Source organism: Geodermatophilus sp. DSM 45219 (assembly GCF_900104025.1).
Taxonomy (GTDB): domain Bacteria; phylum Actinomycetota; class Actinomycetes; order Mycobacteriales; family Geodermatophilaceae; genus Geodermatophilus.
Window position 1 is genome coordinate 165038 of record NZ_FNIQ01000003.1, and the last position, 13296, is coordinate 178333.

General features: G+C 75.1%; 12 protein-coding genes. 8 read left to right on the forward strand and 4 right to left on the reverse strand.

What is annotated here, in order from left to right:
- Positions 1 to 85 precede the first annotated feature (85 nt).
- Together BLR12_RS09930 and BLR12_RS09935 are read right to left on the reverse strand one after the other, a co-directional pair.
- Positions 86 to 1390 (reverse strand): class I adenylate-forming enzyme family protein, encoded by a 1305-nt coding sequence (locus BLR12_RS09930; protein WP_091377059.1) that lies wholly within the window; start codon positions 1388 to 1390, stop codon positions 86 to 88.
- Positions 1387 to 2253 (reverse strand): MBL fold metallo-hydrolase, encoded by an 867-nt coding sequence (locus BLR12_RS09935; protein ID WP_091377062.1) that lies wholly within the window; start codon positions 2251 to 2253, stop codon positions 1387 to 1389. The genes BLR12_RS09930 and BLR12_RS09935 overlap by 4 nt, the downstream gene beginning before the upstream one ends.
- 59 nt (positions 2254 to 2312) lie before the next feature.
- Between BLR12_RS09935 and BLR12_RS09940 the strand changes: the two genes are divergently transcribed.
- The gene (locus tag BLR12_RS09940; RefSeq protein ID WP_091377065.1) at positions 2313 to 2831 is read left to right on the forward strand and encodes a hypothetical protein; all 519 of its coding nucleotides are present in this window, start codon (positions 2313 to 2315) and stop codon (positions 2829 to 2831) included.
- A gap of 63 nt (positions 2832 to 2894) precedes the next feature.
- Here the strand turns inward: BLR12_RS09940 and BLR12_RS09945 are convergent, their stop codons facing one another.
- Together BLR12_RS09945 and BLR12_RS09950 are read right to left on the reverse strand one after the other, a co-directional pair.
- Positions 2895 to 4238 carry a M23 family metallopeptidase gene (locus BLR12_RS09945; protein WP_091377067.1) on the reverse strand — a complete coding sequence of 448 codons (1344 nt, stop codon included), beginning with the start codon at positions 4236 to 4238 and terminating at the stop codon, positions 2895 to 2897.
- Positions 4239 to 4477: 239 nt separating this feature from the next.
- Positions 4478 to 5206, reverse strand: coding sequence for a GntR family transcriptional regulator (locus BLR12_RS09950; protein ID WP_091377069.1), 729 nt, complete (start codon positions 5204 to 5206; stop codon positions 4478 to 4480).
- A 216-nt stretch (positions 5207 to 5422) separates the two neighbouring features.
- Here BLR12_RS09950 and iolC point away from each other — a divergent pair, with 216 nt between their 5' ends.
- From iolC to BLR12_RS09985, 7 genes are all read left to right on the forward strand, one after another.
- Positions 5423 to 6385 (forward strand): 5-dehydro-2-deoxygluconokinase, encoded by a 963-nt coding sequence (gene iolC, locus BLR12_RS09955; protein ID WP_218120609.1) that lies wholly within the window; start codon positions 5423 to 5425, stop codon positions 6383 to 6385.
- Positions 6378 to 7298 (forward strand): class I fructose-bisphosphate aldolase, encoded by a 921-nt coding sequence (locus BLR12_RS09960; RefSeq protein ID WP_091377071.1) that lies wholly within the window; start codon positions 6378 to 6380, stop codon positions 7296 to 7298. Before iolC ends, BLR12_RS09960 begins: the two co-directional genes overlap by 8 nt.
- Before the next feature lie 74 nt (positions 7299 to 7372).
- Positions 7373 to 8290 carry a 5-deoxy-glucuronate isomerase gene (gene iolB, locus BLR12_RS09965; RefSeq protein WP_091377074.1) on the forward strand — a complete coding sequence of 306 codons (918 nt, stop codon included), beginning with the start codon at positions 7373 to 7375 and terminating at the stop codon, positions 8288 to 8290.
- Positions 8287 to 10236: a 3D-(3,5/4)-trihydroxycyclohexane-1,2-dione acylhydrolase (decyclizing) gene (gene iolD, locus BLR12_RS09970; RefSeq protein WP_091377076.1), complete on the forward strand. Its 1950-nt coding sequence runs from the start codon at positions 8287 to 8289 to the stop codon at positions 10234 to 10236. The genes iolB and iolD overlap by 4 nt, the downstream gene beginning before the upstream one ends.
- A 31-nt stretch (positions 10237 to 10267) precedes the next feature.
- Positions 10268 to 11260 carry a sugar phosphate isomerase/epimerase family protein gene (locus BLR12_RS09975; protein WP_091377078.1) on the forward strand — a complete coding sequence of 331 codons (993 nt, stop codon included), beginning with the start codon at positions 10268 to 10270 and terminating at the stop codon, positions 11258 to 11260.
- Positions 11257 to 12330 (forward strand): Gfo/Idh/MocA family protein, encoded by a 1074-nt coding sequence (locus BLR12_RS09980; RefSeq protein WP_091377081.1) that lies wholly within the window; start codon positions 11257 to 11259, stop codon positions 12328 to 12330. The genes BLR12_RS09975 and BLR12_RS09980 overlap by 4 nt, the downstream gene beginning before the upstream one ends.
- Entirely contained in the window at positions 12327 to 13295 is a 969-nt protein-coding gene (locus BLR12_RS09985; RefSeq protein WP_091377083.1) for a sugar phosphate isomerase/epimerase family protein, read from the forward strand. The genes BLR12_RS09980 and BLR12_RS09985 overlap by 4 nt, the downstream gene beginning before the upstream one ends.
- Position 13296 lies beyond the last annotated feature (1 nt).

Consider the following 13296-nt stretch of genomic DNA (forward strand, 5'->3'; position numbering starts at 1 on the left):
GCTCGCTGGCGCTCGCTGCGATGCTCACTCGCTGTCGGCTCCGGGCATCTCGCTGCGATGCTCCCTCGGCTGTCGTCGGGCGTGCTCACAGCCCGAGGACCCCCGGCAGGTCCAGCCGGCGCACCTTGCCGGTCGAGGTCCGCGGCAGCTCGCCGACCGGGTGCAGGCTCTTGGGCCGCTTGGCCGGGGCCAGCCGCTCGCGGGCCCAGCCGGCGAGGTCGGCCGGGTCGGCGTCCCCCACGTACGCGGCGACCACCCGCTGTCCCCACTGCTCGTCGGGCACGCCGACGACCGCGCTCTCCACGACGCCGGGGTGGGCGTCGAGCACCGCCTCGACCTCGGCCGGGTAGACGTTCACCCCGCCGGAGATGACCAGGTCCTCGCGGCGGCCGTCGAGCCAGACGGTGCCGTCGTCGTCCACCCGGCCCAGGTCGCCGACCGTCACCCGGTCCCCGCGCCAGGCCGCCGCGGTCTTCTCCGGCGCCCGCCAGTACGCGAAGCGCGCCCACCGCGGCACCGCGCACCACAGCTGGCCGCGCTCGTCGGTCTCCAGCCGCCGTCCCGGCCGGGCGCGGCCCACGCTGCCGGGGTGCGCCAGCCAGTCCTCCGGCGAGCACACGGTGAACTGCGCCTCGGTGGAGCCGTAGAACTCCCACACGCTGCCCCCGGGCGCCGCGGCCAGCACCGCCCGCTTGAGCGGCTCCGGGCAGGGCGCGCCGGCGTGCACCAGCCGGCGGAACGACGACCAGTCGGTGCTGCCGTGGGCCAGGAGACGCTGCAGGTGGGTGGGCACGCAGAAGGTGGTCGTCGGGCGCAGCGTGCCGATCGCCTCCGCGGCGCGGGCGACGTCGAAGGGTCCCGGCAGCAGCACCTCGCCGCCGGCCAGCAGCGTGTGGACGGCGAACCGCAGCGGCGCGGAGTGGTGCAGCGGGGAGAGCACCAGGTGCCGGTCGTCCGGGCCGAAGCCCCACAGCCCGATCTCCTCCGCGGCCAGCGCCCGGGCGTCGTCCCCGGCCAGCACCCCGGACCACACACCCTTGCGGCGGCCGGTCGTGCCGGAGGTGTAGTGCATCGGCCGGGCCAGCGGGACGTCGGCCAGCTCCACCTCGCCGTCCGCGGTGAGCAGCCGGGCGGGGTCGTCGCCGGCGTCCAGCCCCGGGTCGGCGTCCTCGGCGAGCGCGGCGCGCTCGGCCGCGGGCAGCGCGGGGTCGAGCACCACCGGGACGACGCCGGTGCGCAGCGCACCCAGCACGACGGCCAGCAGGGCCGGGGAGGCCGTGGCCGAGACCAGCAGCCGGTCGCCCGGGCCGAGCCCCGCCGCCCGCAGCGCCGCCGCGGCGCGCCGCTGGTCGCGCTCGCTGTCCCCCGCCCGGACGACGGCGACGCTCACGGCAGCGACACCCGGTCCCCGTCCACCACCGCGTGCCCCTCGGCGGCGAGCTTGGCCAGCGTCGCCCGGGTCGACTGCGCGGCCGCCGGCCACAGCCCGCGCGGTACGTCGGCGTAGACGTCGGCCACGACCTCGTCCACCGTCCGGGCGCCGCGCACCACCGCCGCCAGCAGCTGCCCCTCCCGGAACACCCGGTGGGCCAGGTAGAAGTCGAGCACCGCGCCCGGGTCCTCGGTCAGCTCCGGCCCGTGCCCGCAGTACAGCGCGCTCGGGCCGAGGTCGTGCACCCGGCGCAGCGACTCCAGGTAGGCCAGCACGTCCCCCTCCGGGTGGGTCACCACCGACGTCCCGCGCCCCAGCACGTGGTCGCCGACCAGCACCGCGCCGGACTCCAGCCGGAAGGCCTGGTGGTCGGCGGTGTGCCCGGGCGTGGGGACGACGTCCAGCACCGTCCCGGCCAGCGCCAGCCGCTCCCCGGGCTCCAGCACCCGCCCGGCCGGACCGGCGACCCCGGCGTCGGCCGCCGCGACCTGCGCGCCGAACCGCTCACCCCAGGGCAGCGCTGCCTCGGCGTGGTCGCCGTGGTGGTGGGTGACCAGGACAGCGACGCAGCGGGCGTCGCGCGCGGCCAGCGCGGCCTCCACCGCGGCCAGGTGCGCCGGGTCGTCGGGGCCGGGGTCGACCAGCACCGCCTGCCCGCTGCCCGGGGCGCCCACCAGGTAGCTGTTGGTGCCGTCGAGCGTCATCGGCGAGGGGTTGGGCGCCAGCACGCGGGTGACCAGCGGCTCGAGGTCCGCCGTCCGGGGCATCGCTCCGGGGGCCGGGAGCTCCCAGGTGGTGCGGGGGTCGACGGGGGTCCTCACGCCCGGCACGCTAGCCGCGGCCCGGCGCCGCGGCGCGGGCGGCGGATACCGTCGGGCGCATGCGCTCCCCCGCCCCGCTGCTCCGCTCGGCCCTCGCCGGTGCCGCCGCCGTCGTCCTGCTCACCGCCTGTGGTGGCTCCGGCGACGACGAGCCGGCCGCCGCGTCCAGCACGCCGGCGCCGGCGCCCTCGTCGTCCGCCCCGTCGAGCGGGACGGCCGCCCCCGACCCCGCCGCGCAGGAGTTCTGCGGCCAGATCACCACCGCCTTCACCGAGCTGCAGGGCACGCTCGGCGCGGGCACCCCCGAGGCGGTGGCCGGGCAGCTGCCGCAGGTCGTCACCCGGCTGGAGCAGGTCGAGGCCCCGGCCGACGTCGCCGGCGACTGGAACGCGCTGCTCGACGGCCTGCGCCGGCTCGCCGACACCGCGGGCGGCCTGGACCTCGCCACCCCTGAGGGACAGCAGGCCTTCGCCGACGCCGAGGCCCAGGTCGGCGCGGAGCTGGGCGAGGCGCAGACCGGGCTCACCGACTACGTCGTCGCCAACTGCGGCCTGACGTCCACCGCGCCTCCCAGCTGAGGAAGGACCTCCCTGCCCCCCACTGCTCGCAGGCTCGCAGCGGGCCGCTGCAGGGAGGCCGGATCAGCAGCCGCTGATCGACACCCCGCGGGCGCGCATCCACGGCACCGGGTCGACCTGGCCGCCGTACATGGCGCCGCCGGGGTGCACCTCGAAGTGCAGGTGCGGGCCGGTGGACTGGCCGCGGTTGCCGACCGTGGCGATCAGCTCGCCGGCGTCGACCCGCTCGCCGGCCTCGACGTAGTACTCGTTGACGTGGCCGTAGACGGTGACCGCGCCGTCGTTCCCGCGGATGTAGACGGCGTACCCGAAGCCGGTGGCCGTGCCGGCCCGGGCGACGGTGCCGGAGTGGGCCGCGTAGATCGGGGTCCCGATGGGGGCCGCGATGTCCACGCCGCCGTGCAGCGCGCCCCAGCGGAAGCCGTAGCAGCTGGAGGTGCGGCCGGAGGTGGGCTTCACGTAGGGGCCCGAGCCGCCGGAGCTGCCCGCGCTGGTGGAGGCGCTGCTGCTGCTCGATCCGGAGCTCTGGCTGCGGGCGCTGGCGCGGGCCTCGGCGGCCGCGGCGGCGGCCTCCTCCTCGGCCTTGCGGGCGGCCGCGGCGGCGGCGGCCTCCTCGGCGGCCTTCTGCTGCTGCCACGCCTCGTGGGCGTCGCGGGCGCCCTGCAGCCGCAGCAGCTCGATCTCGGCGGCCTGCAGCTGCTGGTCGTACTGGGCCTTCTGCGCGGCGACCTGGTCGTAGGCGGCACGCTGGGCGGCCAGCTGCTGGTCGGCGGTGGCCTTGGCGGCGGCCGCGGCGGCCTCGGCCGCGGCGGTCTTGTCCCGGGCGGCGCGGGCCGCGGAGTCGGCGTTGGCCTGCTTGACCTTGGCGACCTCCAGCTGGCCGAGGACGTCGAGTTGGTTGGCCGAGACGTACTCGAGCATCGCGGCGGTCTGGATCAGCTCGGCCGGGCCGTCGGCGTCCAGCAGCGCGGCGGCGGTGGAGAGCGTGTTGCCGCTCATGTAGCTGTCCCGCGAGAAGCCGGCGATGCGCGCGACGGCCGCGTCGACGGCCGCGGCGGCGGTCTCCAGCTCCAGCGCCGTCCGCTCGGCCTCGGCCTGCGCCTGGGCGAGGGCCTCCTCGGCCGCCAGGTAGGCCGCACCGGCGGCCTCGGCCTGGACGGCGTAGCCCTCGAGCTGCGACTCGGCCTGGGCGACCAGCGCGGCGATCCGGCCCACCTCGGCGGCGGCGGCGTCCTGCGCCGACTGCGCCTGGCCGATCTCCTCGTCGCTGGGGTTGACCGGTTCCGGGGCGGCGGCCGCGGGCGCGGCGCCGGTGAGCACCACGGTCCCGGCCACGATGCCGGCCAGCAGGCTGCGCACCACCCCGGCGGTGCCGGGCGTGCGCCGGCGCGGACGGCTGTGCAGCATGTCGCTCCCTGGGGAAGAGGGGTGCGTGGGGGCCACCCCAGCGTGACGAGGTCACACCGGTCTCGGAAGTCGCCACGCGGCACGGCTGTCACACCGGGCACACGGGGCACTCGGCCCACTCCTGTCCCTTGTGTTCTCGTCACCCTTCCGGGTGACCTTGAGGGCTGGCCGCGACCTTTTCTGGTGGCACCGCCCACGGGCGTCGCCAGCCCGAGGGCCGCGCGCCGGACGGGACGGCCTCAGCGGCCGACGAGCGTCGTCTCGAAGTCGTACCGCGACGCCCGGTAGAGGTGGTGCCCGTACTCGACGGCCAGGCCCTGGTCGTCGAAGGCGGTGCGCTGCATCGTGAGCAGCGCCGAGCGCGGGGGCTCGTCGAGCAGCCGGGACTCCTCGGCCCGGGCCAGCCGCGCGCCGATGCGCTGGTGGGCGACACGCAGGTGCACACCCTGGGTTCGCAGGTACTGGTACAGACCCCGCTCGGAGAGCTCCTCCACGGTCGGGTGGAACCGGCCCGGGAGGTGGTTGGTCATGAGCGCCAGCGGCTCGCCGTGCGAACGCCGCAGCCGGCGGACGACGACGATCTCGTCGCCCGGGGGCAGGTCGAGCTCCTCGGCCACGTCCGCGGGTGCCGGCACCCGTTCCAGCGAGAGGACCTCGGTGGTCGGCGCCTCGCCGGCCCGGGCGAGGTCGTCGTAGAGGCTGGTGAGCTCGACCGAGCGACGCACGTGCGGCTGGATCACCTGGGTGCCCACGCCGCGCTTCCGGACCAGCAGCCCCTTGTCGACCAGCTCCTGCACCGCCCGCCGGACGGTCGGCCGGGACAGGCCGTAGCGCTGGGCGAGCAGCACCTCGTTCTCGAGCTTGGAGCCCGACGGCAGCGCACCCCCCGCGATGGCGCCCTCGATCGCCTGGGCGAGCTGGAAGTACAGCGGGGTCGGGCTGGACCGGTCGATGTCGAAGGTGAGCACGGGTGCCTCCTGGGAGAGCGGGCGCCGCGCGGGGCCCAGACAGCGTCCCGGCCATGGTCGCACCTCCGCGTGTCGTTCTGCCCTCACCTGATCGGGGCAGCCCGACATCACGACGTTCGTATGCATTTATGTCTTTACAAAGTGTTGACACGGCAGTGTGTCCCGGAGCACAGTCGTCGCGAGCCTGGAACGACGACGCAGGGGGACGGGAGAGCCGTGGCACACGCCCTCGACGTGCTGGTGATGGGACGCAGCGGGGTGGACGTCTACCCCCTGCAGGTCGGCGTCGGGCTGGAGGACGTCGAGACGTTCGGCAAGTTCCTCGGCGGCAGCGCGGCGAACGTGGCGGTCGCCGCCGCGCGCCTCGGCCACTCGACCGCACTGGTCACCGGCGTCGGGGACGACCCGTTCGGCCGGTTCGTCCGGCGCGCGCTGCGCGACCTCGGCGTCGACGACGGTCTCGTGGTGGTCGACCCGGTCCATCCCACGCCGGTCACCTTCTGCGAGATCTTCCCGCCGGACGACTTCCCGCTGTACTTCTACCGCCGGCCCGCCGCCCCGGACCTGCAGATCCGCCCCGAGGACCTCGACACCTCGGCCATCCGGGACGCCGGGCTGTTCTGGGCGACGGTGACCGGGCTGTCCGAGGAGCCCAGCAGGTCGGCCCACCACGCCGCGTGGGAGGCCCGGGGGCGCCGGCGGCACACCGTGCTCGACCTGGACTACCGGCCGGTGTTCTGGTCCTCCCGCGAGGAGGCGACCGCCCAGGTGCAGGCTGCCCTCCCCCACGTGACCGTCGCCGTGGGCAACCGCGAGGAGTGCGAGGTGGCGGTGGGCGAGACCGACCCCGACCGCGCCGCGGACGCGCTGCTGGACGCCGGGATCGAGCTCGCCGTCGTCAAGCAGGGCCCACGCGGGGTGCTCGGCAAGACGCGGACCGAACGGGTCGTCGTCCCGCCCACGCCGGTCGAGGTGGTCAACGGCCTCGGCGCGGGCGACGCGTTCGGCGGCTCGCTCGCCCACGGCCTGCTCACCGGGCTCCCCCTCGCGCAGCTGCTCCGCAACGCCAACGCCGCAGGAGCGATCGTCGCCTCGCGACTCGAGTGCTCCACGGCCATGCCGACCGCCGCCGAGATCGACCAGCACGTCGCCGCGTCCCTGGAGGGCTCCCGTGTCTGACACCGTCCTGTCCCCCGACACCCGCACCGCCCGGCCGGTCTGCGCCACGTACGCCGAAGTCACCGAGGTGCGCAGCCGGGACCCGCAGGCCATCGGACGGGCACTGGCCGCGCGTCGCCGCCGGCCCGGGTTCCTCCCCGAGGACGGGCGGCTGATGCTCGTCGCCGCCGACCACCCCGCCCGGGGCGCGCTGGCGGCCCAGGGCCGGCCGACGGCGATGAACAGCCGCACCGACATGCTCGACCGGCTGCGCACCGCGCTGGCCCGCCCAGGTGTGGACGGCCTGCTGGCCACCGCCGACGTCGCCGAGGACCTGCTGCTGCTCGGTGCGCTGGAGGACAAGGTCGTCGTCGCGTCGATGAACCGCGGCGGCCTGGCCGGGGCCAGCTTCGAGCTCGACGACCGGATGACCGGGTACGACGTCGCCGGCGTGGTGGAGGCCCGCTTCGACGCGGCCAAGATGCTCAACCGGATCGACCTCGACGACCCCGGCACGGTGCGGATGCTGGAGGCCTCCGGCCGGGCGGTCACCGAGCTGGCCCGCGCCGGCGTCGTGGCGATGCTGGAGCCGTTCCTGTCGCGGCGGGTCGACGGCCGGGTCAGCAACGACCTCAGCCCCGACGCCGTCATCAAGTCGGTGCACATCGCCCAGGGCCTCGGGGCGACCTCCGCCTACACCTGGATGAAGCTGCCGGTGGTCGCCGAGATGGCACGGGTCATGGACGCCACCACCCTGCCGACGCTGCTGCTCGGCGGGGACCCCTCCCGCCGGCCCGACGAGACCTACGCCGCCTGGCGCGACGCCCTGGCGCTGCCGTCGGTGCACGGCCTGGTCGTCGGCCGCACCCTGCTCTACCCGCCGGACGACGACGTCGAGGCCGCCGTGGACACCGCCGTCTCCCTCGTCCACTGAGGACCCCCTTGCCCCCCACCGCTCGCAGGCTCGCGGCGGGACCCTGCAAGGGGGCCGCCCCCTCTGGAGGACCGTTGACCCCCACCGGCGCCACGACGTCGCTGCACCTGCCCGCCGGGGCCGCGGCCGCCGGGCCCTACGCCCTCGAGGTGACGCCCGAGTCCGCCGGCTGGGGACACACCAGCCTGCGGGCGCTCGACCTGCCGGCCGGCGGCAGCCACACCCTCGACACCGGTCCCGACGAGGTCGTCGTCGTCCCGCTGGAGGGCGGGCTGACCGTCGAGTGCGACGGGGAGGTGCTGACCCTCGCCGGGCGCAGCGGCGTCTTCGCCGGCCCCACCGACTTCGCCTACCTCCCGCTCGGGGTCACGGCCACGCTGACCAGCCGGGGCGGCGGGCGCTTCGCCCTCTGCGGCGCCCGCGCCCGGCGCCGTCTCCCGGTGCGCTACGGCCCGGCCGCCGACGTCCCCGTCGAGCTGCGCGGCGCCGGCCGGTGCAGCCGGCAGGTGAACAACTTCGCCACGGCCGGCGTCTTCGAGGCCGACGCGGTCATCGCCTGCGAGGTGATCACCCCCGGGGGCAACTGGTCGAGCTACCCGCCGCACAAGCACGACGAGACCTCCGAGGTGGAGTCCGAGCTCGAGGAGATCTACTACTTCGAGGTCGCCCCCGGACCGCAGGGCCAGCCCGGCCTGGCCTACCACCGGGTCTACGGCACACCCGAGCGGCCGATCGACGTGCTCGCCGAGGTCCGCGACCGCGACGTCGTCCTGGTCCCCCACGGCTGGCACGGCCCGTCGATCGCCGCGCCCGGGCACGACCTCTACTACCTCAACGTCATGGCCGGGCCCGGGACCGAGCGCGCCTGGCGGATCGTCGACGACCCCGACCACGCGTGGGTCCGCGGCACCTGGGCCGCCGAGCCCGTCGACCCCCGGCTGCCCCTCCACTCCCCCGCCGGCACCGACCAGAACGGAGCCTCCCGACCGTGAGCGAGTACCCACCCCCGGCACGGACCGAGACCGTGCGGCTGACCGTCGCCCAGGCCGTCGTACGCTTCCTGGCCCAGCAGCACACCGAGCGCGACGGGCAGCGGCAGCGGCTGTTCGCCGGCTGCTTCGGCATCTTCGGTCACGGCAACGTGGCCGGGCTCGGCCAGGCGCTGCTGCAGGCCGAGATCGACACCCCCGGCGCGCTGCCCTACGTGCTCGGCCGCAACGAGCAGGCCGTGGTGCACACCGCCGTGGCCTACGCCCGGGCGAAGGACCGGCTGCAGACCTGGGCGGTGTCCACCAGCGTGGGCCCCGGTTCGACCAACACCCTCACCGGCGCGGCGCTGGCGACGATCAACCGGCTGCCGGTGCTGCTGCTGCCGGCCGACACCTTCGCCACCCGCTCGGCCGGCCCGCTGCTGCAGGAGCTGGAGCAGCCGCACAGCGGTGACGTCACCGTCAACGACGCCTTCCGGCCGGTGTCGCGGTACTTCGACCGGATCTGGCGGCCCGAGCAGCTGCCCGGAGCGCTGCTCGGCGCGATGCGGGTGCTGACCGACCCGGCCGAGACCGGCGCGGTCACCCTGTGCTTCCCGCAGGACGTGCAGGCCGAGGCGTTCGACTGGCCGGTGGAGCTGTTCGCCGAGCGCACCTGGCACGTGGGCCGGCCGCTGCCCGAGCCCGCCGCCCTGGCCCGCGCGGTCGAGGTCATCCGCTCGGCGCGGCGGCCGCTGGTCGTCGCCGGCGGTGGGGTCATCTACTCCGGGGCCACCGACGTGCTGGACGCGTTCGTCTCGGCCACCGGCATCCCGGTCGGGCAGACCCAGGCCGGCAAGGGCGCGCTGCCCTTCGACCACCCGCAGTCGGTGGGTGCGATCGGCTCCACCGGGACGACGGCGGCCAACGCCCTGGCCCGCGAGGCCGACGTCGTCATCGGGATCGGCACGCGCTACCAGGACTTCACCACCGCCTCGCACACCGCCTTCAACGACCCCGGCGTGCGGTTCGTCAACGTCAACGTCGCTTCGATGGACGCCGTCAAGCACGCCGGGGTCAGCGTGCAGGCCGACGCCCGCGAGACGCTGACCGCGCTCACCGACGCGCTGGCCGGGTGGTCGGTCGACGACGGCTACCGGGCCCGCACCGCGGAGCTGGCCGCCGCGTGGGAGGCCACCGTCCAGGCCGCCTACCACCCGGAGACCCCGAGCGCGGGCGAGGGCGGCCGGCTGACGCAGAACGAGGTCATCGGCATCGTCAACGAGGTCTCCGCCCCGCGGGACGTCGTGGTCTGCGCCGCGGGCTCGATGCCCGGCGACCTGCACAAGATGTGGCGGGTCCGCGACCGCAAGGGCTACCACGTCGAGTACGGCTACTCGACCATGGGCTACGAGATCCCCGGCGGCATCGGCATCCGGATGGCCGACCCGGACCGCGACGTGTTCGTCATGATCGGCGACGGGTCCTACCTGATGATGCCGACCGAGCTGGTCACCGCCGTCCAGGAGGGCGTCAAGATCGTCGTCGTCCTGGTGCAGAACCACGGCTTCGCCTCGATCGGCGCGCTGTCCGAGCAGCTGGGTTCCCAGCGGTTCGGCACCCGCTACCGCTACCGGTCGGACTCCGGCCGGCTCGACGGCGACGTGCTGCCGGTCGACCTCGCCGCCAACGCCGCCAGCCTGGGCGTCGACGTCCTGGTCGCCCAGGACGGCCCCAGCTTCGAGGCCGCGCTGCGCAAGGCCAAGGCCGGCGACCGGACGACGGTCGTGCACGTGGAGACCGACCCGCTGATCGACGCGCCGTCGAGCGGGTCCTGGTGGGACGTCCCGGTCAGCGAGGTGTCCACCCTGCAGAGCACCCAGGAGGCGCGCGCGGTCTACGACCGGTGGAAGACCGTGCAGCGCCCCGCCTACCTCGCGCCGTCCGAGCGCGATGTCCCCCAGTCCTGACCCGCCCGCTCGCCCACGGAGGAGACAACAGATGACCGCGCAGCACCCCGCGGCGCCCGCCCAGGCCGCTCCCGAGCCGGGCCGCAGCCGGATCCGGGTGGGGTCGGCACCCGACTCGTGGGGCGTCTGGTTCCCCGACGACCCGGCCCAGGTGCCGTGGCAGCGCTTCCTCGACGAGGTCAGCGCATGCGGCTACGAGTGGATCGAGCTGGGCCCCTACGGCTACCTGCCCACCGACGCGGGCCGGCTGTCCGACGAGCTCGCCGCGCGGGGCCTGCAGGTGTCCGCCGGCACGGTGTTCGAGCACCTGCACCGGCCGGACTCCTGGGACGCGGTGTGGAACCAGGTGAAGGACGTCGCCGCGCTGACCGCGGCGATGGGCGGCACCCACGTCGTCGTCATCCCCGGGATGTTCCGCGACGAGAAGACCGGGGCCGACATCGAGCCCCGGCGGCTGACCCCCGAGGCCTGGCAGGCCAAGACCACGGGCGTCGAGCGGCTGGGCCGCGCGGTGCAGGAGGAGTACGGCCTGTCCATCGCCTACCACCCGCACGCGGAGAGCCACGTCGGGTACCAGGAGGACATCGAGCGCTTCCTCGCCGACACCGACCCGGCGTTCGTGCCGCTGTGCCTGGACACCGGGCACGTCAGCTACTACCGGGGCGACAACCTGCACCTGATCCGCACCTACCCGGAGCGGATCGGCTACCTGCACCTCAAGCAGGTCGACCCGGCGGTCATCGACGAGGTGCTGGAGAAGGACGTCGTCTGGCCCGAGGCGGTGCGGATGGGTGCCATGGTCGAGCCGCCGAACGGCGTGCCCGCCTACCCGCCGCTGTTCGAGGCGATCGAGGAGCACGGCCTCGACGTGTTCGCGATCGTCGAGCACGACATGTACCCGTGCCCGCCGGACCAGCCGTTCCCCATCGCGCAGCGCACCCACCGCTACATCGGCAGCTGCGGTTTCCCGTCGCTGCAGATCGGCGCCCCGAGGACCACGACCGCCGAGGAGGACCGGGCGTGACCACCGCAGAGACCCGCGCCGGGGCCCTCCCGGACCTCGCCGACGTCCCCGCGCGCGACCTGCGGGTCGCCGTCCTGGGCGTCGGGATGATGGGCGCCGACCACGTCGCCCGCCTCCACAGCCGCATCTCCGGAGCCTCGGTCGTCGCGGTCAGCGACGCCTTCGCCGAGAAGGCCGAGCAGGTGGCGGCCGCGGTGCCCGGCTGCCGGGTGATCGGCGACCCGCTGGCCGCGATCGGTGACGACGACGTGGACGCCGTGCTGATCGCCACGCCCGGCCGGTTCCACGAGGAGCAGGTGCTCGCCTGCATCGAGCGGGGCAAGCCGGTGCTGTGCGAGAAGCCGCTGACCATGGACGCCGCCAGCTCCCTGGGGATCGTGCGGACCGAGGAGGCGTACACCGCCCGCACCGGCCGCCGGCTGGTCACCGTGGGGTTCATGCGCCGCTTCGACCCCGAGTACGCCGAGCTCAAGGCCCTGATCGACGCCGGCGGGCTGGGCGAGCCGCTGGTCGTGCACTGCGCGCACCGCAACGCTGCCGTCCCGCCGCACTTCACCAGCGAGATGATGGTCAACGACTCGGTGGTGCACGAGGTCGACGTGACCCGGTTCCTCCTCGACGAGGAGATCGCCGCGGTCACCGTGCTGCGGCCGCGGGCGACCCGGCACGCCATCGCCGGCCAGTCCGACCCGCTGCTCGTGCTCTTCGAGACCACCGGCGGCCGGATGGTCGACGTCGAGTGCTTTGTGAACACCGGCGTCGGCTACGAGGTCCGCACCGAGGTGATCGGCGAGGACGGCAGCGCGATGATCGGCCTGGACCAGGGCCTGGTCCGCGCCACGGGCGGACCGGCGGGGGCGCTGCGCTCGGGCGGCATCGCCCCGGACTTCCGGCAGCGGTTCGGCCGGGCCTACGACATCGAGCTGCAGCGCTGGGTGGACGCCGCCCGCCGGGGCGAGGTCGACGGCCCCGGGGCGTGGGACGGGTACGCCGCCCAGGCGGTGTGCGCCGCCGGTGTGGAGGCGCTGCGCTCCGGCCGGCGCACCGAGGTCCGGTTGGAGGCGCGATGAGGATCGCCCTGGACCCGCAGATGCTTCGGACCACGCCGCTGCTGGAGCTGCCCGACGTGGTGGCCGGCATGGGCTACGAGTGGATCGAGCTCTCGCCCCGGGAGGACTTCGTCCCGTTCTTCAAGCACCCCCGGGTGGACACCGCCACCGTGCGCGCCTTCCGGTCGAAGCTGGCCGACGCCGGCGTGGGGGTGACCTCGCTGCTGCCGGTGATGCGCTGGTCGGGGCCGGGGGAGGTGGAGCGGCAGGCCGCGGTGCGGTACTGGAAGCGGGCCGTCGAGATCTGCGTCGAGCTCGGCGTGGACACCATGAACTCCGAGTTCAACGGCCGCCCGGAGGCCCCGGAGCTCGCCGAGGCGATGTTCTGGCGGTCGATGGAGGAGCTGCTGCCGCTCTTCGAGCGCGAGGGCGTCAAGCTGGCGCTGGAGCCGCACCCGGACGACTTCATCGAGCTCGGGCACCCGGCGGTCGACATGGTGCGCGGCATCGACAGCCCGTGCGTGTCCTTCCTGTACTGCCTGCCGCACACGTTCCACCAGGGCGACGACGCGCCGGGGATCATCGCGCACGCCGGAGACCTGCTCACCCACGTGCACGTCGCCGACTCGATGGACCACACCGCCTCCGACGGGCTGCGGTACATCACCAACCCGCCCGGCAACACCACCCGCGTGCACCAGCACGCGGAGATCGGCCGCGGGGACGTCGACTTCGACGCGGCCTTCGCCGCGCTGGCCGGGATCGGCTTCGACGGGGTGCTGACCACCTGCGTCTTCGGCTGGGACGACCAGGCCCGCGAGTCCGGGACCCGGATGCTCGACGCGATCCGCCAGCTGGTCGACAAGCACTTCCCCGCCGGGACGCTCGCCGGCGCCGGCCCCGACGACGGCTCCTCGGGGCCCGCGGCCGGCACGTCCCGGCCGAACTTCCCGCAGACCCCGCTGTCCGACGACACCGCTCCCTGAG

What these genes read in the sequence shown, in the direction of transcription:
- BLR12_RS09940 (WP_091377065.1), top strand. Translation starts at nt 2,313, where the DNA reads ATGCGCTCCCCCGCCCCGCTGCTCCGCTCGGCCCTCGCCGGTGCCGCC.
- BLR12_RS09945 (WP_091377067.1), bottom strand. Translation starts at nt 4,238, where the DNA reads ATGCTGCACAGCCGTCCGCGCCGGCGCACGCCCGGCACCGCCGGGGTG.
- BLR12_RS09975 (WP_091377078.1), top strand. Translation starts at nt 10,268, where the DNA reads ATGACCGCGCAGCACCCCGCGGCGCCCGCCCAGGCCGCTCCCGAGCCG.
- BLR12_RS09985 (WP_091377083.1), top strand. Translation starts at nt 12,327, where the DNA reads ATGAGGATCGCCCTGGACCCGCAGATGCTTCGGACCACGCCGCTGCTG.